This window comes from Glycocaulis sp., from assembly GCF_050485565.1.
Classification (GTDB): Bacteria; Pseudomonadota; Alphaproteobacteria; order Caulobacterales; family Maricaulaceae; genus Glycocaulis.
Map to the genome: position 1 here is coordinate 178,219 of NZ_JBJHBQ010000001.1, position 22,864 is coordinate 201,082.

23 protein-coding genes are annotated in these 22,864 nt (G+C 62.2%); 15 read left to right on the plus strand and 8 right to left on the minus strand.

Annotated features, from left to right (window positions below):
- Nucleotides 1-5 precede the first annotated feature (5 nt).
- The gene (locus tag ACQ5ID_RS00810) at nt 6-1,277 is read right to left on the minus strand and encodes an ImmA/IrrE family metallo-endopeptidase (protein WP_429910579.1); all 1,272 of its coding nucleotides are present in this window, start codon (nt 1,275-1,277) and stop codon (nt 6-8) included.
- A 137-nt stretch (nt 1,278-1,414) separates the two neighbouring features.
- On the opposite strand from ACQ5ID_RS00810, the gene ACQ5ID_RS00815 reads away from it, so the two are divergent.
- Genes ACQ5ID_RS00815 through ACQ5ID_RS00825 form a run of 3 tightly spaced genes read left to right on the plus strand, consistent with a single transcriptional unit; the run spans nt 1,415 to nt 4,713 of the window.
- Complete coding sequence (locus ACQ5ID_RS00815; protein ID WP_429910580.1) at nt 1,415-2,878, plus strand: NfeD family protein; 1,464 nt, start codon at nt 1,415-1,417, stop codon at nt 2,876-2,878.
- Between the two features lie 45 nt (nt 2,879-2,923).
- Nucleotides 2,924-3,691 carry a slipin family protein gene (locus tag ACQ5ID_RS00820; protein ID WP_429910823.1) on the plus strand — a complete coding sequence of 256 codons (768 nt, stop codon included), beginning with the start codon at nt 2,924-2,926 and terminating at the stop codon, nt 3,689-3,691.
- A 17-nt stretch (nt 3,692-3,708) separates the two neighbouring features.
- Nucleotides 3,709-4,713 (plus strand): alpha/beta fold hydrolase, encoded by a 1,005-nt coding sequence (locus ACQ5ID_RS00825; RefSeq protein WP_429910581.1) that lies wholly within the window; start codon nt 3,709-3,711, stop codon nt 4,711-4,713.
- Here ACQ5ID_RS00825 and ACQ5ID_RS00830 read toward each other — a convergent pair.
- Nucleotides 4,710-5,180 (minus strand): GNAT family N-acetyltransferase, encoded by a 471-nt coding sequence (locus tag ACQ5ID_RS00830; protein ID WP_429910582.1) that lies wholly within the window; start codon nt 5,178-5,180, stop codon nt 4,710-4,712. The genes ACQ5ID_RS00825 and ACQ5ID_RS00830 overlap by 4 nt on opposite strands.
- Before the next feature lie 162 nt (nt 5,181-5,342).
- Here ACQ5ID_RS00830 and ACQ5ID_RS00835 point away from each other — a divergent pair, with 162 nt between their 5' ends.
- The 7 genes from ACQ5ID_RS00835 (at nt 5,343) to ACQ5ID_RS00865 (ending at nt 9,035) form a co-directional block, all read left to right on the plus strand.
- Nucleotides 5,343-6,011 carry a TetR/AcrR family transcriptional regulator gene (locus tag ACQ5ID_RS00835; RefSeq protein WP_429910583.1) on the plus strand — a complete coding sequence of 223 codons (669 nt, stop codon included), beginning with the start codon at nt 5,343-5,345 and terminating at the stop codon, nt 6,009-6,011.
- The gene (locus ACQ5ID_RS00840; protein ID WP_429910584.1) at nt 6,008-6,622 is read left to right on the plus strand and encodes a dihydrofolate reductase family protein; all 615 of its coding nucleotides are present in this window, start codon (nt 6,008-6,010) and stop codon (nt 6,620-6,622) included. Before ACQ5ID_RS00835 ends, ACQ5ID_RS00840 begins: the two co-directional genes overlap by 4 nt.
- A gap of 31 nt (nt 6,623-6,653) precedes the next feature.
- Nucleotides 6,654-7,061, plus strand: a complete 408-nt coding sequence (locus ACQ5ID_RS00845; RefSeq protein ID WP_429910585.1) for a VOC family protein — start codon at nt 6,654-6,656, stop codon at nt 7,059-7,061.
- Nucleotides 7,062-7,100: 39 nt separating this feature from the next.
- Nucleotides 7,101-7,457 carry a DUF1428 domain-containing protein gene (locus tag ACQ5ID_RS00850; RefSeq protein WP_429910586.1) on the plus strand — a complete coding sequence of 119 codons (357 nt, stop codon included), beginning with the start codon at nt 7,101-7,103 and terminating at the stop codon, nt 7,455-7,457.
- An 11-nt stretch (nt 7,458-7,468) separates the two neighbouring features.
- Nucleotides 7,469-8,374: a VOC family protein gene (locus ACQ5ID_RS00855; RefSeq protein WP_429910587.1), complete on the plus strand. Its 906-nt coding sequence runs from the start codon at nt 7,469-7,471 to the stop codon at nt 8,372-8,374.
- 75 nt (nt 8,375-8,449) lie between these two features.
- Nucleotides 8,450-8,704: a ribbon-helix-helix domain-containing protein gene (locus ACQ5ID_RS00860; RefSeq protein WP_429910588.1), complete on the plus strand. Its 255-nt coding sequence runs from the start codon at nt 8,450-8,452 to the stop codon at nt 8,702-8,704.
- Between the two features lie 4 nt (nt 8,705-8,708).
- Nucleotides 8,709-9,035: a type II toxin-antitoxin system RelE/ParE family toxin gene (locus ACQ5ID_RS00865; protein ID WP_429910589.1), complete on the plus strand. Its 327-nt coding sequence runs from the start codon at nt 8,709-8,711 to the stop codon at nt 9,033-9,035.
- A 3-nt stretch (nt 9,036-9,038) separates the two neighbouring features.
- Here ACQ5ID_RS00865 and ACQ5ID_RS00870 read toward each other — a convergent pair whose 3' ends face one another.
- The 4 genes from ACQ5ID_RS00870 to ACQ5ID_RS00885 all read right to left on the minus strand — a co-directional run bounded on the left by ACQ5ID_RS00870 (nt 9,039) and on the right by ACQ5ID_RS00885 (nt 12,578).
- Nucleotides 9,039-10,124, minus strand: coding sequence for a ferritin-like domain-containing protein (locus ACQ5ID_RS00870; RefSeq protein WP_429910590.1), 1,086 nt, complete (start codon nt 10,122-10,124; stop codon nt 9,039-9,041).
- A 169-nt stretch (nt 10,125-10,293) separates the two neighbouring features.
- Nucleotides 10,294-11,256, minus strand: a complete 963-nt coding sequence (locus ACQ5ID_RS00875; protein ID WP_429910591.1) for a sterol desaturase family protein — start codon at nt 11,254-11,256, stop codon at nt 10,294-10,296.
- A complete protein-coding gene (locus ACQ5ID_RS00880; RefSeq protein ID WP_429910592.1) occupies nt 11,240-11,710 on the minus strand; it encodes a hypothetical protein in 471 nt (156 codons plus the stop codon). The genes ACQ5ID_RS00875 and ACQ5ID_RS00880 overlap by 17 nt, the downstream gene beginning before the upstream one ends.
- Nucleotides 11,711-11,762: 52 nt before the next feature.
- The gene (locus ACQ5ID_RS00885; protein WP_429910593.1) at nt 11,763-12,578 is read right to left on the minus strand and encodes a PIG-L deacetylase family protein; all 816 of its coding nucleotides are present in this window, start codon (nt 12,576-12,578) and stop codon (nt 11,763-11,765) included.
- Between the two features lie 90 nt (nt 12,579-12,668).
- Between ACQ5ID_RS00885 and ACQ5ID_RS00890 the strand changes: the two genes are divergently transcribed.
- The gene (locus ACQ5ID_RS00890; protein ID WP_429910594.1) at nt 12,669-13,556 is read left to right on the plus strand and encodes a glycerophosphodiester phosphodiesterase; all 888 of its coding nucleotides are present in this window, start codon (nt 12,669-12,671) and stop codon (nt 13,554-13,556) included.
- Between the two features lie 228 nt (nt 13,557-13,784).
- Here the strand turns inward: ACQ5ID_RS00890 and ACQ5ID_RS00895 are convergent, their stop codons facing one another.
- On the minus strand, nt 13,785-16,400 hold the full coding sequence (locus ACQ5ID_RS00895) for a TonB-dependent receptor (RefSeq protein WP_429910595.1): 2,616 nt from the start codon (nt 16,398-16,400) through the stop codon (nt 13,785-13,787).
- A gap of 135 nt (nt 16,401-16,535) precedes the next feature.
- On the minus strand, nt 16,536-16,982 hold the full coding sequence (locus ACQ5ID_RS00900) for a hypothetical protein (RefSeq protein WP_429910596.1): 447 nt from the start codon (nt 16,980-16,982) through the stop codon (nt 16,536-16,538).
- Between the two features lie 164 nt (nt 16,983-17,146).
- Between ACQ5ID_RS00900 and ACQ5ID_RS00905 the strand changes: the two genes are divergently transcribed.
- The 4 genes from ACQ5ID_RS00905 to ACQ5ID_RS00920 all read left to right on the plus strand — a co-directional run bounded on the left by ACQ5ID_RS00905 (nt 17,147) and on the right by ACQ5ID_RS00920 (nt 22,798).
- Nucleotides 17,147-18,301: a PQQ-dependent sugar dehydrogenase gene (locus tag ACQ5ID_RS00905; protein ID WP_429910597.1), complete on the plus strand. Its 1,155-nt coding sequence runs from the start codon at nt 17,147-17,149 to the stop codon at nt 18,299-18,301.
- 116 nt (nt 18,302-18,417) lie between these two features.
- Nucleotides 18,418-19,737, plus strand: a complete 1,320-nt coding sequence (locus ACQ5ID_RS00910) for a serine hydrolase domain-containing protein (protein WP_429910598.1) — start codon at nt 18,418-18,420, stop codon at nt 19,735-19,737.
- Nucleotides 19,737-21,341, plus strand: coding sequence for a GMC family oxidoreductase (locus tag ACQ5ID_RS00915; RefSeq protein WP_429910599.1), 1,605 nt, complete (start codon nt 19,737-19,739; stop codon nt 21,339-21,341). The genes ACQ5ID_RS00910 and ACQ5ID_RS00915 overlap by 1 nt, the downstream gene beginning before the upstream one ends.
- 35 nt (nt 21,342-21,376) lie before the next feature.
- A complete protein-coding gene (locus tag ACQ5ID_RS00920) occupies nt 21,377-22,798 on the plus strand; it encodes a coniferyl aldehyde dehydrogenase (RefSeq protein ID WP_429910600.1) in 1,422 nt (473 codons plus the stop codon).
- Nucleotides 22,799-22,864: the final 66 nt, after the last annotated feature.

Consider the following 22,864-nt stretch of genomic DNA (forward strand, 5'->3'; position numbering starts at 1 on the left):
ACAATTTACGTGGAAAACAGGCTTCTGACACTTCCCCGGCCGATTTTATCGTTGAATATCTTATAGTTATTTCGCTCCATCCTGATGCGTCCGAAAACGATCGCGGGATGTATGTTCATCTTTGAAGCAAACGCTTCAATCACTCCGCTGTCAGATGCTATGCGGGCGGTTGACCTGCGCCAAACTTCGTCAGCAATTAGGAGGTTTGATGCAAAGTGATCAGCCTCACGCTCCTGAACATCTGTTGATTCTGCATCCATTTCATCGAAAAAGCCGACCGCCAATCCGGTGCTGTAGTGGAGAATTACGTGACCCAGCTCATGCATCAATGTAAACCAGAAATTATCTATAGAATCCCTTCTAAGTGTTAATCCAATAACCGGAACCCCATCTTCGATAAATGCAGCCCCATCTATAGAAAGCCCTGGCACTTGCCTTTCTGTTATCAGCAATATTCCACGCTCATTAAGTGCTTGCACCGCCCGGAGGGGGCCGTCGGCGTATTGGCTCAAATGAGCAAACTTTGGGAGCCATTCAATGTCGGTGATATCGAACTTGCCCTCTAAGGACGGCAGCTTTTCGCGCGCGACCGTCCCAACACGCGCCCTCCATGCGTGCAAAAGGACGTCTTCACTGTGATCGCTTGCCTTTAGCCCTGTCCGCAACAAGGACGGGCTGCCGTATTCGATACGATTTTCTGCTATGTATTGTTGTAATTTAGATTCAGTAATATCGCCGTCAAACCAACCGCTCTCCCTTCCGTGCTTAATTATTTTTTTTATATCAGCCTTTGATACATCCGATATAACCCAATCCAACCCTCGGAGTTCTGGATTTTTTTCAATTGAAGCTCTAAGACGAACACCAAGCAAGGTGGCAATTCGAACGTAATTTTTTAAACTTATCGAACGATATTTTTCGGACTCATATCTTTGAATTTGTTGCTCTTTTAAACCTAGCCGCCAAGCAAGGTCCCTTTGTGAATACCCCTTGGCTATTCGAGCAACTATCAACGTTAAGCCCGCCTCACCCCCTATATAGCTTTCCAACAACGCAGCATCTTTGTTTTCTTTCGCGGCTTCGTATGCGCGGATCGCCGAGCTCAGCGCCTCACGCTCCGCACGGACTGCGTTCACGACTGAAATCATGACCGAATGCGGCAGGCCAATCGCTGCTTGCTGAAGGGCTTTTTTTGAACTGAGCGCTTCTGCAAGCCGCTCCAGTCGGGCCTTCGCATCCCGGAGCTCGCGTTCATTTAGGATGATCGTATGTCTCATACAGCCATGCAGAACACAACTTTTATGTTGGGTCAACTGAGCGCAACATAAAAGTTGTGGACAACATCCCCACGATTGGGCTTTCGCCATTTCCGGGTTAGGTTTGCTGTCAGGTCACCAGCTGACGGAACCCCTCCATGTCCGTGATGCGATTATCCTCTGCGAAACTCCTGCTGACGCCTGTGCGGCTCTTTTGCGCCGGCCTTATCGCGCTGGGCGCAGTGATGCTGGCTGCAGGCGCGCTGGCGCGGCAGGCCGAGAGCGCTGGCAGCACGGTGCATCTGGTCAGCCTGCAAGGCGCTATCGGTCCGGCGCGGGCAGGCCATGTGGTGCGCGTGATCGAGCGTGCGGCAGGTGAGGCGGACGCTGTCATCATCGAGATGGATACGCCGGGCGGCCTCGTCGATGCGATGCGCGATATCAATAATGCCATTCTCGCCTCTCCTGTGCCGGTGATCGTCCATGTCGCGCCCACGGGCGCGCGGGCGACCAGCGCCGGGGCCTATATCCTCTATGCGGCCCACGTGGCCGCGATGGCGCCAGGCAGCACGGTCGGCGCAGCAACGCCTGTCACCATGGGCGGTGCGCCGGGCGGTCCGCCGCAAACGCCTGATGAGGGCGAAGAGGAGAACAGCGAGCCGGGCAATGCGCTGGAGGAGGCAGCACGCCAGCGCAGCGAGCCGGCCACCCGTCAGGCACCGGGCAATGACGAGGCCATGCGCAACAAGATGGTCAACGATTCAGTGGCCTATATCCGCGCGCTGGCAGAGCTGCGCGGGCGCAATGCTGACTGGGCCGAGCGCGCGGTGCGCGAGGGCGTAAGCCTGACCTATAGCGAGGCGGTCAGCGAGAATGTCGCCGATTTCGTGGCTAGATCCACTGACGAGCTGCTTGCCCTCGCCAGCGGACGCATTGTGATGCTGGGCGATGGCAGCGAGGTGACACTGGCGCTCGAAGGCGCGGCCGTTGAGCGGGCCGAGATGAGCCTGCCCACGCAGATCCTTACCGTCATTACCGACCCCAATATCGCCTTCCTGCTGCTCAATCTGGGCTTTATCGGGCTTCTGGTGAGCTTCTATAACGGGCTGGAGCCGATCACCTTCGTGGCCGGGCTGATCTGCATCATTGTGGGCCTTTATGCCCTCAACACCCTGCCCCTCAACTATGCGGGCGCGGCGCTGATCGTGCTGGGGCTGGGGCTGTTGATCGCGGAGGTGTTCATCGCCTCCTTCGGATTGCTGGCACTGGGCGGGGTGGTGGCCTTTGCCATTGGCGCGCTGATGCTGGTCGATACCGATGTGGAGGGCCTGCGCATTGACTGGCCGCTGGTGCTGGCGATGAGCGCGATCATGGGTGTCTCGGTACTGCTGGCAGGCAGCTATGGCCTCGCAGCGCAGGCGCGCAAGGTGGTCACTGGCCGCGAAGGCCTGACGGGGGCCACCGGCACCGTGTTAAACTGGCTCAATGGCGCAGGCCATGTGCAGGTGGAGGGCGAGCGCTGGCAGGCGGTGTCCTCTGATGATCTGCAACCGGGTGACAGCGTAAAAGTCGTTTCGGTGGACGGGCTGACCGTAAAGGTGAAATCTTCGGGCCGGAGCTAAACCGCTGCCGGCAAGGCAATCTGGAAGGAGAACGCTATGGCGGAACTGGGCATGAATATCGGGTTTCTGCTGGGCCTTGCGGCCGTGGCGTTTGCCTTCCTGTCCTCAGCAATCAAGATTTTGCGCGAGTATGAGCGCGGCGTGATATTCACACTCGGGCGCTATTCGGGAACCTCAGGTCCGGGCCTCATCATCCTCATTCCCATCGTCCAGCAGATGGTGAAGGTTGATCTGCGCATCGTCGCCGAAGACGTACCGAGCCAGGATGTGATCAGCCAGGACAATGTGTCGGTGCGCGTCAACGCCGTGCTCTATTACCGCATTGTCGATCCGCAGCGCGCGATCAACCAGGTCAGCGATTTTCGCGAAGCGACCAGCCAGCTGGCCCAGACCACGCTGCGCTCGGTGCTCGGCAAGCACGATCTCGATGAAATGCTCTCCCAGCGCGACAAGCTGAACGAGGATATCCAGGCCATTCTGGACTCCCAGACCGAGGCGTGGGGCATCAAGGTCTCCAATGTCGAGATCAAGCATGTTGATCTGGATACATCCATGATCCGCGCCATCGCCCGTCAGGCCGAGGCCGAGCGCGAGCGGCGCGCCAAGGTCATCATCGCCGAGGGCGAGCAACAGGCCGCAGCCAAGCTGGCAGAAGCGGCCGAGGTGCTGGCCCGTCAGGACGGCGCGATGCAGCTGCGCTATCTGGGCACGCTGCAGGAAATTGGCGGCAAGGGTTCCAACACCATCGTCTTCCCGATGGCCGGCGATCTCATCGCCAACCTCACCGCGCCGCGCGGCGGAGGCCAGAGCTGACCGTCATAACTGCCGGCATGCATAGCGCGCTGTTTCCGGATATTGCGGCCCGGGAGGCGGGCCTGCTGCCCGTGTCTGAGGGGCATTCCCTCTATTGGGAGCGGTCAGGGCTTGAGGGCGGGCGCACGCTTCTTTTCCTGCATGGCGGGCCGGGATCAGGCGCGAATGCGCGCCACCGGCGCTATGCCGATCCGGCCATCTGGGAGACCATCCAGTTTGACCAGCGCGGGTGCGGGCGCTCCGCCCCGCTGTTTGAGCTATATGCCAACACTACTGCGCACCTGATCGAGGATATCGAGGCGCTGCGCGAGCATCTGGGTCTTGTGCGGTTTGACTGCGTGATGGGTGCCAGCTGGGGCACCACGCTGGCGCTGGCCTATGCGCAGGCGCACCCGGAGCGTGCGGGAAACGTGCTGGTCGAGGGCGTCTTCATGGCGACCCGCCGCGAGCTGGACTGGTGGCATGGCACGGCCGGGGCGGGCGCAGTCTATCCCGATGCGCATGACTGGCTGATGCGTGGCGTGCCGGAGGCGCTGCATGATGATCCGCCCGGCTTTGCCCGCTGGGCGCTGGAAGCCATGCAGACAGAGCTGGCCGCCGGTGCGCCGCTGCTGGCAAAGCTGGACGATCCTGATGGTGAGGCCGTGCTGAAGGACAGCGTGATATTCCGCTGGATCGCCTATGAGGAATTGCTCTCACATCTGGAAGCGACGCCGCAGAGCGCGCTGGCGAACTTACGCGCCAAGGGCCGCGACAAGCTGATCTCCACTGCCCTCATCGAAGCGCATTATTTCTCCAATAACTGCTTCCTTGAGGAGGGCCAGTTGCTGACCAACGCGCGCCGCCTTTCCATGCCGGTGCATATCGTCCACAGCCGCTATGACATGGTGTGTCCGCTGCAATCGGCCTTCGATCTGAAGGACGCCGCGCCGGACGCGACCCTGACCATTGTCCCGGCCCATGGACATGCCATGAGCGAGCCGGTCTTCAAGGTGGTGCGCAATCTGATCGCCAGTCTTTAACGCTGGCCCGCCAGCTCCAGATGGTAAAAGCGATTAAAATCCGTAGACGGATAGTCAGCAAACGGACCACCGGGCAGGAAGCCCCGTTTGAGGTAAAGCCTCACCGCCGCCTCGAACGCCGGTCCGGTGCCGGTTTCAAGGCTCAGCCGCGTCATGCCGCGCGCAGTCGCGGTCCCAATGATGTGGTCGAGTATGGCCGCGCCAGCGCCCTGCCCGGCAAAATCGGGATGGACGCGCATGGACTTGATCTCGCCATGCGCGGCGCTGAGCGCATTTAGCGCGCCGACGCACGCTATTCTGCTCTCCCGCCATGCCGTCCAGACGGTGATCTGCGGTTTTTGCAGGCCCGACAGGTCCAGCGCAAAGACCGTGCCGGGCGGGGAGCTGGCATGCATGCCCGCCAGATGCAGCGCAAGAAGGGCGCGCACCGCCTCGCCCGACAGATCATCTTCGCGAATTTCGTACATGGCCCGCCTCTCCTGCCGGCTAATCGCTAGCGCCCCTCTGCTGGCGGCGAAAGCTGCAGACGGCGTGTCCGGCGCACCCTCTCCACCACTTGCCCGCCTTTCGCTCACAACTGCCGGATGTTCGGGCTTGCTTAAAAACCAACCGGTTGGTATGTAGCGAGCATGAGCACGCAAGACCCGGCAAACAAGACTGTTTCAGCCCGCATTCCGCGCGGGGAGGCGCGCACACGCCTGCTGGACACCGCCCTGAAGCTGATCCGCCAGCACGGCTTTGCCGGGACCAGTGTGGACGCGCTGTGCAAGGAGGCGGGCGTGACCAAGGGCGCGTTCTTCCACCATTTTGACAGCAAGGAGGCGCTTGGCGTCGCTGCGGCCAATTACTGGTCGGAGACCACCTCCGCCCTCTTTGCCGAGGCACCCTACCACCTGCCGGAAGACCCGCTGGAGCGGGTCTATGCCTATCTCGATTTCCGCGCTGCGCTGGTAGAGGGCGACATCCCGGAATTCACCTGCCTTGTCGGCACGATGGTGCAGGAGACTTACGACCTCTCCACGCCTATTCGCGAGGCTTGCCATGCCAGCATTGCCGGCCATGCCGCGACACTGGAAGCCGACATTCAGGCTGCCCTGGACGCGCGCGGGTTAGGCGCGCCCTACAACGCCTCCAGCCTCGCGCTTCTTACCCAGACTGTTCTGCAAGGCGGCTTCATCACCTCCAAGGCGCAAGGCGGGCCAGAGCCGGTGCTCGACGCGATTGCGCATCTGAAGCGCTATTTCACCTTCATTTTCGAGGGCAGCGCGACACCAGCCACGACAAGGGTCGCCGCATGAGAACGATCCGGATCATCGAGCACATCTCGCTGGACGGGGTGATACAGGCACCCGGCGGCCCGGACGAGGACGTGGATAGCGGGTTTGCCCATGGCGGCTGGGCCTTTCCCCATTTCGACGAGGCAGTCGGCGAGGCAATAGACGCTGCCCACGGCACACGCTTCGATCTGCTGCTGGGACGGCGCACCTATGATATCTGGGCGGATTACTGGCCGCACCAGACCGGGCCGATGGCCGATCAGCTAAACGCCGCACGCAAATATGTCGCCACCAGCAGGCCGGAGAGCCTCGGCTGGGGGCCGGCAGAAGGTCTGGGCGCGGACATCGTGGCGAGCCTGACGAAGATCAAGGCGGGCGACGGCCCTGATCTGGTCGTGTGGGGAAGTTCGACAATCACGCCTGCGCTGATCGAGCAGCAACTGGCCGATGAGGTGGTGATGCTGGTCTTCCCGGTCATGCTGGGGTGCGGCAAGCGTATCTTCTCCCACCCCGCGGCACCGACCGAGCTGTCGCTGATCAGCAGCAAGGCGGCTGGCTCCGGCGTCGTCATCAACATCTACAAACCCGCCGGGCCAGCGCGAACCGGCACGTTTGCCGGGTCTGCCGAATGAAGCGGGCAGGTCTGCAAGGAGGAGAGAATCCATGACGGAACTGACCACATCGATAGCCAATCCGGAAACCACGAAAGGCGTCATCCCCTATCTGGATATGGGCGGAAAGGCGCTGGAAGCAGCGAAGTTCTACGAGAAAGCCTTCGGCGCAAAGATGATCGGCCATGTACCCGGCCCGAGCGCCGGACGGGTCGCGCACTGCCAGATCGAGATTAATGGCGGCACGCTGATGATGACCGATCATCGCGACCCGGCTGTGGAGCGCGAGGGCTTTCACCTGCAGATCGTTGCTGCCGATGCGCAGGCGCGCTGGGACCAGGCCGTCAAGGCAGGTTGCGAGGTTGTCATGCCGTTTGAGATGCAATTCTGGGGCGACCGGTGGGGGATGGTGCGCGATCCGTTCGGCGTCCAGTGGGCCTTCAACGAGGCCGCGAGTTAGCGGCGCATAATCAGTCAACAAACAGGGAGGACAGGACCAATGAGCTACTACGTACAGGGATTTGTGCTGGCGGTGCCCACCGCCAACAAGGACGCCTTCATCAAGCATGCCCGCGAGGGAGCGAAGGTGTTCAAGGAACACGGCGTTACCAAATACGTCGAGTGCTGGGGCGATGACGTGCCGGACGGAGAGGTGACCTCCTTCCCGATGGCGGTAAAGGCCAAGCCGGACGAGACGGTCGTGTTCTCCTGGATGATCTGGCCGTCGAAAGCGGTGATGGAAGCGGCCATGCCGAAGATCATGGAAGACGAGCGTCTCGACCCAGCCAACAATCCGATGCCATTTGACGGCAAGCGCCTGATCTATGCCGGGTTTGTACCCGTCGTGGACAAATAGCCGGTGCGGTCATGCAAAAGATCATTCCCTGCTTCTGGTCCGATGGATGGGCCGAGGAGGCAGCAGAACTTTACACCCGCCTTTTCCCGGACTCCGCCATTGGCGAGATAACCCGCTTCACACAAGAAGGCGTTGAACATCACGGCCAGAGCGAAGGCACGGTGCTGACTGTTTCGCTGACCCTCGCAGGCCAGGAACTCGTCATTCTCAATGGCGGGCCGATGTTTACGCCCAATCCTGCCATGTCCTTTTTCGTGTTCATCAATGACCGGGCGCAGATCGACCGGATCTGGACCGCGCTTATCGATGGCGGCAAGGCACGCATGGAGCTGGGAAGCTATCCCTGGTGCGAGCATTATGGCTGGGTTGAGGATCGTTTCGGGGTGAGCTGGCAGCTGATGATGGCTGATCCGGGCGAGCTGAACCAGACTATCGTCCCCGCCCTGATGTTTACCCAGGGCGCGGCCGGGAAGGCCGAGGAGGCCATGGCCCGCTATGGCGAGGCGCTGGGCGGGTTCGCGCCGGTCGCGGTGAACCACTATCCGCCGGGTACAGGCGCCAATGAGGGCCTGCTGATGCACGGGCAGTACAAAATCGCCGGTCAGACCTTCATCGCCTTCGATTCGCCCATGGATCATGGGTTCGGCTTCACGCCGGGCCTGTCGCTGCAGGTTCTCACCGGCGACCAGGCCGAGACCGACCGGATCTGGAATGCGCTGACCCATGTGCCCGAAGCCGAGCGCTGCGGCTGGCTGGCCGACCGCTATGGCTTGAGCTGGCAGATCATCCCCGAGGACATGCCCGGCCTGCTGAACGGACCGGACAAACAGGCCGCGGGGCGCGCCAGAGCGGCCATGTTCGAGATGAAGAAGATCGACATCGCGGCGCTGAAGTCGGCGTATGAGGGCAATGGCTGACTTCGGCTGCAGCTTGCCCTATGTATTCATTTTTGAGTATAATGAATACATGGGGTTCGCGAGGAGAATGACGCCATGTCGCGCACGATGACCATGACGGTAAGGCTGAGCGGTATGCTGAGCGAATTCGTCGCCGCCAATGTGGGCGAGGATGGTGCCTATGAGAATGTCAGCGAGTATGTCCGCGACCTCATCCGCCGGGACAAGGAACGCTCCGAACAGGCCGCCTTTGACCGCCTCAAGGCGGAGCTGACCCATGCCTTCGCGGCCCCGGACTCCAGCTACAAGCCCCTGACCGCTGCCGATATAATACGCCGCAATCAGGGCTGATCGGGTGGCCCGCATCCGCATTCAGGAGGCGGCCTCAAGGCGGCTGGACGAGATATATCTCTACACCCGCAAGCACTGGGGCGAAGAACAGGCGACACGCTATATAACCGGCCTGTTCGAGGCGTTCGGTAGAATCGCCACGCACGGCGTGCTGTCACGGCCCATCCCCGCCGAGTTCGGCGTTGACGGTTTCGTACTCCGGTACGAACGCCATTTCGTTTACTGGCGCTACCTTGCCAACGGAGATATCGGCATCGTCACAGTGCTACACGAACGCATGCACCGCATCGGACGGCTGCGTGAAGCGCTGGACGGCGAACCGGACGACTAACCCCTACTCCGCCAGCCCGGCCACCGCCTGCACATAGTCGCTGCGTGCCTTGCCCGCATCGATCTGTGCGGCGATGCGCTCATCCTCGTCCTGCAGGGTCTGGGGATCGAGCTCGGCATAGTGCAGCACGCCCATATCCTCGTAAGCCTTGCGGATGCGCGGCCCCCACAGGCCGATATCCTTCACGATCGGCACGATGCGCTGGAAAAGCATGGTGCGGTAGAGCTTCACGATGTCGGAGTTCTCGACAAACTCCTTGCACTCCTTGGCCGGCAGGCCGAGTACGTCATAAAGCTCGTGGCTCTGGGTCATGCGGTCACGCATGAGGTAGCAGGCTTCGACCAGAAACTCTTCGCGCTCATCGCGCTCTTTCTGGGTGAGCTGGGGGTAGTAATCGCGCAAGGAGAGCCGGCCGAAGGCGACATGGCGGGCCTCGTCCTCCATCACATAGGCATTGACCATGCGCGCGAGCGGGTTCTGGGCGAGATCGCGGATCGTGCCGAAGGCGGCGAGCGCCAGCCCCTCGATCACCACCTGCATGGCGAGATAGGTCACATCCCAGCGGGAGTCTTTGAGCGCATCATTGACCAGCTCCTGCAAGGGATCGGTCATCGGATAGGCGACGCCGAACTTGCCCTGCAGCAGGCGATACGCCTCCACATGGCGTGCCTCGTCCATCACTTGCGTGGCGGCATAGAATTTCGCATCGAGATCAGGAACAGACGAAACAATCTTGGAAGCGGACAGCAGCGCGGCCTGCTCGCCTTGCAGGAACTGCGAGATATTCCAGGCCTGCGCATGGCGGCGAAGCTCGATACGCTCGCCTTTGGTCATCTTGTTCCAGACATCCGAGCCATAGATGGCGACGGCCTCGTCGGGCATCTCCATCGGGTTTTCCGGATCAAGCTCCTGCGTCCAGTCGATGCGGGCCAGCGCATCCCACTGCATGTCCTTGCCCTTCTGGTAAAGGTGCATGAGCGTGGTGCGGCCCTCGTCGAACTTCCAGTCGAAGACGGCATCAAACTGCTGGGGTACATGCCAGTGATCGTCAATGCCGGGCATGGGGTAAAGGTCGCGCAGTGCGGTCATCAGCAGGCTCTCCTCCGAAGCGGGAGCCGGTGCAGCGCGCTGGCCTCAAGCCGGGTGCTGCCCGGTCCTCGTCTATAGGGGTGAACGCCGTTCACCCGATGGACAGAGCATGACTCCGAGTGCACCCTCTTGTCCACCCCTGACTAATCAGTCAGTGAAAAATCCGTCCCTACTCGGCGGGGGTAGCCACAGGCTGGCGGGGCTGGTCCTCACCGGACGGGGCTTGTGCTCCACCTTTAAGGCGGGCCTGCTCTTCGGCCCAGCGTGCCTTGATAATCTTCGAGCTTTCCCGGCTGCCATCAGGCGACCAGCCCGGCGGGCCAAGCCAGTAGCCCAGCGCATCACGCAAGGATTTTGCCGACGACACGTCCTTCACGATGCCAACCCATTCATGCAGGCAGATGCGGATCGGGTTGTAAGTGCCGAGATTTTTTACGATCCCGTAGCGGCATTTCTCCTCGTCCAGCTCCGCCTGGAACGTGCCGAACATGCGGTCCCAGATGATGAACACGCCGGCGTAATTGCGGTCCAGATAGAGCGGGTTGGTGGCGTGATGGACCCGGTGGTGGGAGGGCGTGTTGAACAGCCACTCAATGGGTGCGGGCAGGCGCTTGACCGTCTCGGTATGGATCCAGAACTGGTAGACGAGGTTCAGCGCGCCGCAGAAGGCCACCATCGCGATGGGGAAGCCCAGCAGCACCAGCCACGAACCGAAGAAGATGAACTTGAAGGTCAGCGGGCTGAGCCAGGGCTGACGCAGCGCTGTGGAGAGATTGTAGTGCTGGGAGGAGTGGTGGATCACATGGTCGGCCCACCACCAGCGCACGGTGTGCGCGAAACGGTGCGCCCAGTAATAGAGAAAATCGTCCAGCACGAAGCAGATCACGAAGGCCCACCACGCCCAGCCGATATCAAAGAAGGCGAAGCGCTCGATATACACAAACCAGGTCAGCGCGATGAAACCCAGAACGATGCCCGACACAGTATTGCCCAGCCCCATGGCGAGGCTGGCAGCGGTGTCCTTTGGCTCAAACTCGGCCTTGCCAGTCATGCGCGCATAGATCATCTCGGCAACGATCAGCGCGACGAAGAAGGGAATGGCAATCAGGATCGGATCAGGAAGTTGGGGCATGACCCTCTCCTTGCATCTGCGTATCGCTCTGGCGCACAAACCGGCGCATCCGCTCGCCCCAGCCTTGCGCTGACGCATCATCAAGATCGACGGTCACGCGCGGCAGGGTGAAATCGTTGAAATGGATGTGAAAGCGCGCGCCGTCTGCCTCCAGCCGTGCGATCTCGCCGGGGCGCATCACCCGTGTCACGCAGCGGTTTGCCCGCGCGAGCACCAGTCCGAGGCGCGCCTCGCCCTCTTCCATCACCAGCGCGGCAAGCCCGTTGGCCGCTATCACGCCTTCGCCCGGACGGAACCCAACGACATCTTCTTCCAGCCTCTGCGAGGGCAGGCCGGTATCCTCAAAGCGGATATCCTGCCAGCCGCCGATAAAGCGGTTGAGCACGATCAGCGCGCCCACCGCCAGGGCGGACACGGCCAGTACGGCAAGAACGGCAAGAGGGCTGTCATCCATGGACTAATACTTGCTGCCTTTGGCCTGTGCACGCAAGTGGCTGACTGTCTGCTCAGCCGGATGCGTCCGCAAAGGCGTAGTATTCCCGCGTCCATAGCGCGTACATGACGCGCGGTCCGATGCCATACGTTGCCTGCAAATAGCGCGACTGGCTTTCATGGATGCGCCAGGCGCGGCGCTTGTCGCGGGCCGGCGATGGCACGGCAAAGTCCGGATCGGGCTGGATATCGGCAATCAGCTGGCCACGTTCGCCGCCAAACCGGCGTAGGCCCGGACGCGGAGCCAGCACATAGACCAGGCGCGGCGCATCCTCGCCCATGGCCAGAACCGCCTGCCGGGCGGCCTCCCCTATGGCCATGTGATCGGGATGCAGCGAGATGGCGCTTTCGGGATGGAAGCTGATGACGGCAGAGGGGCGGGTGCGTTCGATCTCGGCGCTGACACGCTCCACCAGCTGGTCGAAGGGACGGGCGCGCAACTGGCCATCACCCAGATCGAGCACGGTGTGGGAGGCGACGCCCAGCGCAAAGCCGTGGCGGCGCGCTTCGGCCTCACGCACAACACCCAGATGCGGCTGGTCCACCACGGGCGGAAACTGCGTACCGGCCTCACCGCGCGTGGCGGTGAAGAGATGCACGGGAACGCCTTCAGCCACGCCGCGCGCCATCAGCGCATTGGCCGTGATCTCGTCATCGGGGTGCGCGAACACGAAGAGCATCCCCGCCTCGCCCAGCTCTGCGCGCAGATCGGCAAGGCGCGCCACACCGGGTTCGGCAAAGAGGGAGCGGGCGATCATCAGCGCTGCGAACGCGGCAATCAGCAGAACGCCGAAGGCAATACCCGCCCCCATGAGAATGATGCGCGTCATACGCTAGCCCTCGTCCCGCCTCGCCTGTCACCTGACTGACACGCCCTGATGCCATATCATACCCGAACAATCTTGCGGGGAGGATAGAAGATGCGCGGTGTGCTGATTGTACTGGCGGTATTGGCGGCAGCGTACGGGACAGCCCTGCTCTGGCCCGGTCCGGAGCCCGTCTCCCACCCCTGGCTGGACGCGCAGCACGAGACCCGCGCCGAGCGTATCGCCCATGGCGGCGGTCTTGGCCGCGCACCGGCGAACACGATTGCCGCGCTGGAACAGGCGGTCGCCGACGGCGCGGACGTGCTGGAGGTGGACATGCAGATGACCGCCGACGGATTTCTGGTTCTGCTGCACGACGACAGTGTGGACCGCACTACCAATGGCACAGGCCGGATCGATGCCTTGCGGCTCAATGATGTGACCGCGCTGGACGCCGCCTTTGGCTATGAGGGCGAACCGGCAGACAGGTTTGCCGGTCAGGGCATCACCATCCCGGCCGTATATGATGCTTTCGCCGCCTTCCCCGACATGCGCTGGATCGTGGAGATCAAACCGCAGACCGAAGATGCCGCCATGGCCACCTGCATGGCCATAACCGAGACGGATATGGGCCATCCGGGATTTGCGAACCGGGTACTGGTCGGTTCGTTCCATGATGATGTCCTGCGCCGTTTCCGCGATATCTGCCCCGGCATTGCAACCGGCATGGGACGCCGCGAAGCGTTCAGCTTCTATGTGATGGCGCGCCTCGGCCTTGCGAAATTTCACCCCACCCGCGCCGTCGCGGCCCAGCTTCCGCCGCGCGCCTCCGGGCTGGATGTAATCCATCCGCGCCTTGTCGATGCCGCCCATGCGCGCGGGATCGCCGTGCAGGTCTGGACGATCAATGAGCCGGACGAAATGGAAGCCCTGATCGCGCGCGGCGTTGACGGCATCATCACCGACCGGATCGATGTGATGGCTAATCTGCAGGGGGAGTAAATTTTCTCCTGACACCTGAAACCCCGGAACCGCGAAGTGGTATCCGGGCCGCAGGCCCGCAAGCGCGATCCCCGATCAAGCCGAGGACAGGCCGCGCGCCCGCAGCGATAGCGAGCGTTAGCGAGCGGCAAGCGAGGACCGACCCCACGGATGTGGGGGAGGACCAAAAGAAGAGGCCGGGAGGTTTCCCTCCCGGCCCCTGCCCAATCCCCGAAGGGAAGAGGCGTTCTAGAAGCGTGCCCGCAGCGTAAGGCCGTAGGTACGCGGATTGCTCGGGTAGGAGTTCGTGCTCGGACCGATGGTCCCGACCGAGAAGAACGTACCGCGATAGTAGGTCTCGTCAGTGAGGTTGCGGCCCCAGAGCTGCAGCGACCAGGCACCATCCTCAGCGCCGACGGCGATGGAGCCGTTGACCAGCGTGATCGCGTCCTGCTGGAAGCTCGGCAGCGGAGCCAGCGCCCCGTTGAGGTTCTGGCTGGACACGTAGGACGTCTCGCCGCGCAGACGCACCTCAAGCCCGTTACCCAGAGGCTGGGTATACATGGCCGTGAGGAAGCCGGAGAATTCCGGGCTACCCCGGTCTACGCCAGAAAGGTCATTAAACCGCCCCGTGAAGCCATTCTGGTTGACCCGGGTCGTAAGGCAGTCGGCGAACAGCGGGTCGGCAGCATACTGAGGAATAAGGAACAACGAGTTGCGCGGGCAGGGCCCGAACTCGTAGCTCTCATAGCGGTTCTGGAACAGCCAGGTGAAGCCGGCACCAAACACAAGGTTTTGCGTCGGCGCGATGGTCGTCTCGACTTCCAGGCCGCGTACCGAGATCTCACCGGCATTGTCGAGATAGAAGCCGCCGCCGACGAAGACTTCCGTCTGGAAGTCCTTGTTGGTCTGGTCAAACAGCGCGATGGCGTAGACCATGCGGTTGTCGAACGCCGTACCCTTCACACCAATCTCGATATTGAGCGTGGTTTCTTCCTCGAACTGGAAGAGGCCGGTCGCCGCCGAGTTGGAGTTGAGCGAGAAGCCGCCCGGCTTGTAGCCGGTGCCGATGCTCAGATAGGTGTTGAGCGTATCGCTCCAGTCGAAGCCGAAAATGATCGAGCCAGAAAGGTTCTCATCGGTACGCGAGCCCGGTGCGAACGGCGCATTGACCCGGTTGAACTGCAGACCCGAACCCTCGATCAGAGGCAACAGGAAGTTGATGGCCGGGTTCTCAGCCTGAGTCTGCGTCAGCGGAACGAACGGGTTGAACGCCCCACCGCCACCGAAGAGGATCGCCGGCACGAAGAACAAGCCGCCGGGCAGTTGCAGATTCTGGCCGAGCGCCACGGCGTCCAGCTCCGAGAACGGATCATTGATGATGACGTTTGGCGTGTAGTCCTTGGTCTCACGCGAATAGCGAAGACCGGCCGTGATCGTGAACCGGTCGGTTACACGCCAGTCCACCTGACCAAACGCGGACCAGGCTTCGGTGTCGTAGTTATAGCGCTCCTGAACCAGACCCTGGCCCTGGCCGAGATAACCGCCTGCCGGAACGAGCGGCACACCAGGCGTGCCCAGCATGTTGTTCAGCCCGACGATGGTGTTCATGATGGCAGGAATACCAGATCCCGCCCCAAGGCCGAGACCCGTAGCCAGAGCCTCAACCGACGGATCCAGCGACGAGGCGAAGTTGGCAAAGGCCGCCAGCTCGGTGCCGTAAGGCGTCTCGTTCTGGAAGGTCAGCTCGTTATTGTAGTAGAACAGGCCAGCCATCCAGTCGAACCGCTCACCGGCATTTGAGGCAATGCGGAATTCCTGGGTGAAGGCGTTGTAGTCTTGGAATTGCTGACGTGCGCCGGCCGCATCGAGCGTGGTGAAGTCAGCGTCGATGACCTGATCTTCTTCATAGCTCTGATAAGCCGTGATCGAGGTCAGGGTGAAGGCACCAAAATCATGGTTGAATTCGGCCGAAATCCCCCAGGTATCGACCTGGGTGCGCAGCGGGCCGTCAATCGCGGTGGTGCCGTCGAACGGATCACCGGATGGCAGCACGACGCCAAGCTGGTTAAACGCAAAGAGTTCGGACGGAGCGACGTTTGAGAACGGTGCAGCGCAGCAATTCTCGTCGATATTGCCCACGCTGGCGATGAAGCGGGCCGTGGTGGCACCGCCGCTATCCCAGAGCAGCTGACCGCGCGCGCTCCAGCGGTCGCGATTGTTGAACTCGCGCCCGTCATGGTTGGTGATGAAGCCGTCACGCTGGTTGATATTGCCGTCAATACGGAAGGCCAGCTGGTCGGCAACAATCGGACCGGTGATCGTGGCGGCTGCAACGCGGGCATTGTAGTTGCCGACGGTCACTTCGCCCTCGGCACCGAACTCGAATTCGGGCTGGCGGGTGTGGAAGCTGACAACACCGGCAGGCGTGTTACGGCCGAACAGGGTCGATTGCGGACCCCGGATGACTTCGACGCGCTCCAGCGAGAGGAAGTCGTTGATCGAAGCGCCCTGGCGCGGCACGTAAACGCCGTCAATGAACACGCCGACCGACGGCTCGACGCCGGGGTTGAACGAGCTCGAACCCAGCGAGCGGATGTTGAAAGTCTGGTTGGTCGAGGCTGCAAACTCGCCCACGCTCAGCGAGGGAACGAGGGTCTGCAGGTCAGCCGCGTCACGGATCTGCGCCTCGGCAATCGTTTCGCCCGTGACCGCGGTCACGGCAACCGGCGCTTCAAGCAGGGTCTGCTCGCGCTTCTGGGCGGTAACGGTGATGATTTCGACTTGCGCCTGTGCGGCGGTGCCGACAAGGCCAGCGGCCAACGCGGTCGCACCGAGCACGGCGGCTCTTGAAAAACGCTTCATTGGGTTCCTCCCCCTGTGGATGTGTTCAGCCTGCAGGTTCATCCGCCCACATGGCTTCAATTCTCACTGTAGGCGCGATTTCACGGGTTTGTCATCGGGTATTTAGTGGTCTGTCAGTCAAGTGCGGCATTCACGTCACACTTGGCTCTTACGGCTGGTCGTCCACGCGAAGAACGCGCCCGCTGCGGCGCCACAAACCGCTTGCGAGATTTCCCCTGCCAGGCTGCGCGCGCCCGCGATCACCGGAACGCCAAAGAAAACCTCGCGCATCAGCATGAGCATGACGAACATGCACACCGCGCCTGCTACCGCGTAGATAAGCGTACGCGGCAGCGGCGCGAAGCGCAGCACCAGCGCGCCGGCACCAAACGCGATTGCGAAACCGATCAGGATGAAGACCAGATAGAGCGGGCCAAGTCCGGCGACGTCAGACACCGTCATCGACAGGCGGTCCCCGGCAGAGATATTGGCACCGGCAGCCGACAGGGCCGCAAGGACGTACTGCGTCTGCACGATCACGCCGGCCAGCGCCATGAAGATGCTCGCCAGCACCAGCCCCAGCGGATATCTGAACCAGCCCATATCGGCACTCCCCTTTTGGACCTGGCGGACACATCCGCCCTTTGCCCGCCCCACGAACCATCTTGGTCGATGGGTGATTTGCGGCCATGATGCCTTGCAAAGCGCCGCTTGGCCAATGTCCGTTTGCAAGCCTGCGCGCATTTTTTGTCGAAGGAGCGCCCGCCATGGCCATCACCGCCATCTATCGATCTGCACTCGCCGCCGCTGGGCTTGGCCTCATGGCTGCGGCCTGCGCAGACAATCGCGAAGCGGTTGAGCTGCCTGAACCGGCCAGCGGCCATTCTGTCTCGGTAGAAACGGTGGTTGACGGTCTGGAGCATCCCTGGGGCCTCGCCTTCCTGCCCGGCGGCGACGTGCTGGTTACGGAGCGGACCGGCCAGCTGCGCCTGATCCGCGATGGCGCGCTTGTCGATGCGCCGGTCAGCGGTGTGCCGGAGGTTCTGGCGCTCTCACAAGGCGGTCTGCTGGACGTGGCGCTGGCACCGGATTTTGAGGAAACCCGCGAGGTCTATCTCTCCTTCGCGAGCGGGACCGCCCAGTCCAACAACACCGCTCTTTATCGCGCGCGCTATGAAGATGGCGCTCTGCTCGATGGCGAGGTGATCTGGACCTCCCAGATGGACAAGACCGGCGGCGCGCATTTTGGCGCACGCATCGCCTTCATGGGCGATGGCACGCTGCTGCTCACGCTGGGGGACGGATTTGAATTCCGCGAGGAAGCGCAAAACCTCGCCAACCATTTCGGCGCCATCGTGCGCCTTAACCGTGATGGCTCGCCTGCAAGCGGTAATCCGCTGGCCGGCGAGGACGGCGCGCTGGCCGATATCTGGACTTATGGCCACCGCAATGTGCAAGGCATCGCCATTGACCCTGAGACCGGCATCGTCTGGGCGCATGAGCACGGGCCGCGCGGCGGGGACGAGCTGAACATTATCGAAGGCGGCCAGAATTATGGCTGGCCCATCGTCACCTCCGGCCTCGACTATTCCGGCGCGCGCATATCGCCCTTCACCGAGCATGGCGATGATTACACCGCGCCGGTGCGCGAATGGCTGCCCAACTCCATCGCGCCGTCGGGTCTGGCCATCTATCGCGGCGAGGCCTTCCCCAACTGGGGCGGCGATCTGCTTATCGGTGCCCTCGCCGGACAGGCCCTGCACCGCGTCGTGATCGCGGACGGGGAAGCAGTGGCAGAGGAAATGCTGCTGGCAGACGAGGGGCGACGCATCCGCGATGTGCGCATTGGGCCGGACGGGCTGGTTTATGTGCTGACCGACCATGCCAATGGCGCACTCCTGCGCCTCTCGCCAACGGACTGACACAACGCTCAGTGAAAGGGCTGGCCTTCGGGGCGTGAAAGGTGTTCACTTCTGCCCAAACACAAGGGCCGGGGCGGATTCGTGCGTGACCGGCCACATACTCTGGGGAGGCGCGCATGAAGCGTATTCTGATCGGCCTGGTGGCCGTTATAGTCGTGGCTGGGCTGGCATTTGCAGGCTGGTATTACCGGCCCTGGTCGCCTTACTCCCCCGCGAGCATTACCGCGCTCGACAATCCTGACGACTACGTGACCACCTTCCAGCGCATGGATGAAATCCTGCCCAGCGCCCGCATTGCTGCCACCAGCCCCGATCCCCTGCCGCGCAATCTCCAGCCGCTTGATGTGAGCTATGAGTGGGAGGGCGAAACCCGCACGCTGGATGAATATCTGGAAGCCGCGCGCGCGACCGGCCTGACCGTGCTGCGCAACGGCGAAGTGATCCACCAGCGCTTCTTCCACGGGGCCGACGAGACCACGCGCTTCACCTCGTGGTCGGTGGGCAAGAGCTTTGTCGCCAGCCTGATCGCGATGGCGCTGGATGAAGGGCTGATCGACAGCCTTGATGATCCGGCGGAGCGCTATGCGCCCGAATATGCCGGGACGTATTACGGCACGGTGTCTTTGCGTCATCTGCTGATGATGTCGGCGGGGATCGATTTCAACGAGGAATACTCGCCCGATCGCCCTTCTGATGTGCGCCCCTTCTTCTTCAACGCCTTCATCATGGGCCGCAGCCCGGACGCGCTGGCCAGCGCCTTTGGCGCCAATGACCAGGTACCCGGCGAACACCTCCACTACGCCTCCACGAACACGCAGGTTCTCTCTGCTGTCGCACGCCATGTGTTTGGCGGATCGCTGGCGCAAGTGGTCGAGCAGCGCATCTGGACCCCGCTTGGCATGACATCTGACGCCACATGGCTGCAGCAGGTGCCGGGGAGCCGCGGCGTGGCCGTCGGCTATTGCTGCCTGCAGGCGACTAGCGAGGACTATGCCCGCTTCGGCCAGTTCTACCTGCAGGACGGCGTATGGAACGGGGAGCGCCTGCTGCCGGAGGGCTGGGTCACCGAAGCCACCCGCCCGGTCTCGCCAGCCCATGAGGCGGGCGCGACACCGGCCTATGGGCCGCGCGGCTATGGCCTGCATTTCTGGATCCCCGAAGGCCATGATGGCGAGTATTTCTTCGCCGGTGTCTATGGCCAGTATATCTGGGTGGATGAGCGGCGCGGCGTGGTGATCGCCCAGAATGCCGGTGACCCGGCCTGGGGACGTCTGGGTTCTGAGGTGTTCACCGTCATGCGCGCGATTGCCGAAACGGTATCGCCGCTTGAGGTGGAGCCAGAGCCTGTTGCAGATGTGGACGAGCCCGCTCTTGATGCGCCGCTTGGCGTGGAAGACGAGCCGGTGGACGAGGCATCAGAAGAGGACAGCGAATAATGTCCGCCGCGTCCGAGTTCGATTATGTGATCGCGGGCGCGGGCAGCGCCGGATCGGTTCTGGCAGCCCGTCTGTCTGAAGACCCGTCTGTCACGGTCTGCGTGATCGAGGCAGGCGGCTCAGACAAGAAGGCGATCATCCAGACGCCCATGCTGCTGCAGTTCGCCATTACCGAGCCGTCCATCAACTGGGATTACTGGACCGAGCCGCAGAAAAACCTTCAGGACCGCAAGCTCTACTGGCCGCGTGGCAAGACGCTCGGCGGTTCCTCCTCCATCAACGCCATGCACTATATGCGCGGGGCGTGGGAGAATTACGACGAGTGGGAAAAGACTTACGGCGCGACCGGCTGGGGCCGGGAAGCCGCGCTGGAAGCCTTCAAGCGGGTAGAGAATAATGAGAACCATGGCGAGCCCTGGCACGGCAAGGGCGGACCGCTGAACGTCAAATCCATCTCGCCGCTCAATCCCCTGACGGAGCTTTATTACGAAGCCTGCCGCCGCCGGCAATTGCCGTGGAATGATGATTTCAACGGCGCTGGCCAGGAAGGGTTCGGCGTTTATCAGGTGACACAGAAAGACGGCAAGCGCTGCTCGGCGGCCGACGCCTTCCTCAAACCCGCCATGACGCGGCCAAACCTGACCGTGATCACCGGCGCGCTGGCCCGCAAGGTGGTCATCGAGCAAGGCCGGGCGACCGGCATAGAGATCGAGACCGAAAGCGAGACCTGCACAATCACCGCCCGCAAGGAGGTCATCCTGTCCGGCGGGGCGATCAACACGCCGCACCTGCTGATGCTGTCGGGCATCGGGCCTGCGGATCATCTGCGCGAGCATGGCATATCGGTCGAAGCCGATCTGCCGGGCGTCGGCGCGAACATGCAGGACCATCTCGACATCATGGCCCGCGCCTCTACCCGCTCGGCCAAATCCATCGGCTATTCGCTGAAGAAATTTCCGGCGACCGCCCGCGACGTGCTGCAATGGGCGACGACCGGCACGGGCAATTTCACCGTCAATCCGGTGCAGGGCTGCGGGTTTGTGAAATCCAGCCGCGCCAAAGACCTGCCTGATATCCAGCTCGTCTTCATTCCGGCGCGCGGCAGCCCCCATGGGCGCGAGACCATGACCGGCCACGGCATGATGATCCATGCCTGCCATCTCTATCCGCAAAGCCGGGGCAGTCTGCGTCTGAAAAGCGCCGACCCGCGCGATCCCATCCTTATTGATCCCAATTACATGGACCATGAGGAGGACGTGGAGGTGATGACCGATTGCCTGGAAATCGCCCGCGACATTCTCTTGAGCGACGCCTTCGATGGTGAGTTCAAGGAGCTGGAACTGCCCGCCAAGACCAATGGCACGCGCGCGGAGCTTCTCGATCATGTCCGCGCCAATGCCGAGACGCTCTACCACCCGACATCCACTTGCGCGATGGGGTCCGGCGAGCTTGCCGTTACTGACCCGCAATGCCGTGTGCGGGGGGTGAAGTCCCTTCGCGTCGTCGATGCCTCGGTGATGCCGCGTGTCGTCGGCGGCAACACCAACGCGCCGACCATGATGATCGCTACCCGCGCCGCCGACATGATTATCGCTGGCGCCTGAAACCCGTTCGAGACCAAAGCCCGAGGAGAGACCCGATGAGTGACGCCGCAGCCCGCCAGATCGAGCGCATGAAATCGGTCTTCGACGCGCAGAAATCCGCCTTCAAGGCCAGCAAGATACGCCCCTATGCGGAGCGCAAGGCAGACCTTGAGAAGCTCGAAGCCATGGTGAAGGAGAAGGCCGATGCCTTCGCCGCCGCCGTGTCGGCAGACTATGGCCGCCGCTCCGCCGCCGAGACCCAGATCGCCGAGATCGGCTTTACGCTGGCGACCGCCAAGCACACCCGCCAGAAGCTGAAAAGCTGGATGGCGGACCGCTCGGTGCCGGTGCCGATGACGCTGGCACCCGGCAAAGCCTATATCCGGCGCGAGCCAAAGGGCGTGGTCGGCATTGTCGCGCCCTGGAACTACCCGATCCAGCTGGCGCTGGCCCCGCTGGTGCCTGCGCTCGCCGCCGGATGCCGGGTGATGATCAAGCCGTCCGAATACACGCCGCGCGTGGCCGATCTTCTCAAAGAGACGCTTGGCAGCCTCTATTCGGAAGACCATGTCGCCGTCATCACCGGCGGGCCGGAAGTGGGCCAGGCTTTCTGCGACCTGGCCTTCGACCATCTCTTCTACACCGGCTCTACCCATGTCGGGCGGCTGGTGGCGCAGGCAGCGGCGAAGAACCTCACCCCCGTCACGCTGGAGCTGGGCGGCAAGTCACCCACCGTCATCGCGCCCGATTTCGACATCGAGGAAGCGGCCAAGACCATCGCCTGGGGCAAGTATTTCAATGCCGGCCAGACCTGCGTCGCGCCGGACTATGTGCTGACCCCCAAAGGCTCTGAACAATCCCTCGCCGAGGCGATTATCGGCAATGCAGGCAAGTTCTGGCCCGGCCCGGACAGCAATGAAGACTATACCGGCATCGTTTCGGAACGGCACTACAAGCGTATCACCGATATGGTGGAGGAAGCGCGCAAGGGCGGCGCGACCGTGCTGCAGGTTCCCACCGAAAGCGGCACGGGCGGCAATCACCATGCCTTCCCGCCGACGGTCGTGCTGAATGCGCCGGCAGACTCAAAGCTGATGACGGAAGAGATTTTCGGTCCCGTATTGCCGGTGCTCGGCCATGATGGTCTCGATGACGCCGCGCGCTTCATCAATGACCGGGACCGGCCGCTGGCGCTTTATGTCTATACAAAATCGAAGGCCACCGCGCAGGGCTTTCTCGACAAGACCATGTCGGGCGGGGTGGGCGTGAATGTGCCCATGCTGCACCTGTCGGTCGAGGATTTGCCCTTCGGCGGCACGGGTGCCTCGGGCTATGGTGCCTATCACGGCGAGGAGGGTTTCCGCACCTTCTGCCATGAGCGCAGCGTGTTTCATGCGCCGGTCTGGCATCCGATCCGCCTGATGGCACCGCCTTACGGAAAACTGTTTGAATTTTTCAAGAAACTGCAGGCCGGGTAAGCGCTCACCGCTTCCCACGCGCCTTCAGCTTGATAAGCTCGCGCCGCTCCGGGGCGCGGGGCCTGA

Excerpts from the sequence above, each read along its gene's own strand:
- ACQ5ID_RS00920 (WP_429910600.1), top strand. The coding sequence starts at position 21,377 with ATGAGTGACGCCGCAGCCCGCCAGATCGAGCGCATGAAATCGGTCTTC.
- ACQ5ID_RS00885 (WP_429910593.1), bottom strand. The coding sequence starts at position 12,578 with ATGACGCGCATCATTCTCATGGGGGCGGGTATTGCCTTCGGCGTTCTG.
- ACQ5ID_RS00915 (WP_429910599.1), top strand. The coding sequence starts at position 19,737 with ATGTCCGCCGCGTCCGAGTTCGATTATGTGATCGCGGGCGCGGGCAGC.
- ACQ5ID_RS00860 (WP_429910588.1), top strand. The coding sequence starts at position 8,450 with ATGTCGCGCACGATGACCATGACGGTAAGGCTGAGCGGTATGCTGAGC.
- ACQ5ID_RS00895 (WP_429910595.1), bottom strand. The coding sequence starts at position 16,400 with ATGAAGCGTTTTTCAAGAGCCGCCGTGCTCGGTGCGACCGCGTTGGCC.
- ACQ5ID_RS00890 (WP_429910594.1), top strand. The coding sequence starts at position 12,669 with ATGCGCGGTGTGCTGATTGTACTGGCGGTATTGGCGGCAGCGTACGGG.
- ACQ5ID_RS00840 (WP_429910584.1), top strand. The coding sequence starts at position 6,008 with ATGAGAACGATCCGGATCATCGAGCACATCTCGCTGGACGGGGTGATA.
- ACQ5ID_RS00810 (WP_429910579.1), bottom strand. The coding sequence starts at position 1,277 with ATGAGACATACGATCATCCTAAATGAACGCGAGCTCCGGGATGCGAAG.
- ACQ5ID_RS00870 (WP_429910590.1), bottom strand. The coding sequence starts at position 10,124 with ATGACCGCACTGCGCGACCTTTACCCCATGCCCGGCATTGACGATCAC.
- ACQ5ID_RS00845 (WP_429910585.1), top strand. The coding sequence starts at position 6,654 with ATGACGGAACTGACCACATCGATAGCCAATCCGGAAACCACGAAAGGC.
- ACQ5ID_RS00825 (WP_429910581.1), top strand. The coding sequence starts at position 3,709 with ATGCATAGCGCGCTGTTTCCGGATATTGCGGCCCGGGAGGCGGGCCTG.
- ACQ5ID_RS00905 (WP_429910597.1), top strand. The coding sequence starts at position 17,147 with ATGGCCATCACCGCCATCTATCGATCTGCACTCGCCGCCGCTGGGCTT.
- ACQ5ID_RS00815 (WP_429910580.1), top strand. The coding sequence starts at position 1,415 with ATGTCCGTGATGCGATTATCCTCTGCGAAACTCCTGCTGACGCCTGTG.
- ACQ5ID_RS00855 (WP_429910587.1), top strand. The coding sequence starts at position 7,469 with ATGCAAAAGATCATTCCCTGCTTCTGGTCCGATGGATGGGCCGAGGAG.
- ACQ5ID_RS00830 (WP_429910582.1), bottom strand. The coding sequence starts at position 5,180 with ATGTACGAAATTCGCGAAGATGATCTGTCGGGCGAGGCGGTGCGCGCC.
- ACQ5ID_RS00880 (WP_429910592.1), bottom strand. The coding sequence starts at position 11,710 with ATGGATGACAGCCCTCTTGCCGTTCTTGCCGTACTGGCCGTGTCCGCC.
- ACQ5ID_RS00910 (WP_429910598.1), top strand. The coding sequence starts at position 18,418 with ATGAAGCGTATTCTGATCGGCCTGGTGGCCGTTATAGTCGTGGCTGGG.
- ACQ5ID_RS00875 (WP_429910591.1), bottom strand. The coding sequence starts at position 11,256 with ATGCCCCAACTTCCTGATCCGATCCTGATTGCCATTCCCTTCTTCGTC.
- ACQ5ID_RS00900 (WP_429910596.1), bottom strand. The coding sequence starts at position 16,982 with ATGGGCTGGTTCAGATATCCGCTGGGGCTGGTGCTGGCGAGCATCTTC.
- ACQ5ID_RS00850 (WP_429910586.1), top strand. The coding sequence starts at position 7,101 with ATGAGCTACTACGTACAGGGATTTGTGCTGGCGGTGCCCACCGCCAAC.
- ACQ5ID_RS00835 (WP_429910583.1), top strand. The coding sequence starts at position 5,343 with ATGAGCACGCAAGACCCGGCAAACAAGACTGTTTCAGCCCGCATTCCG.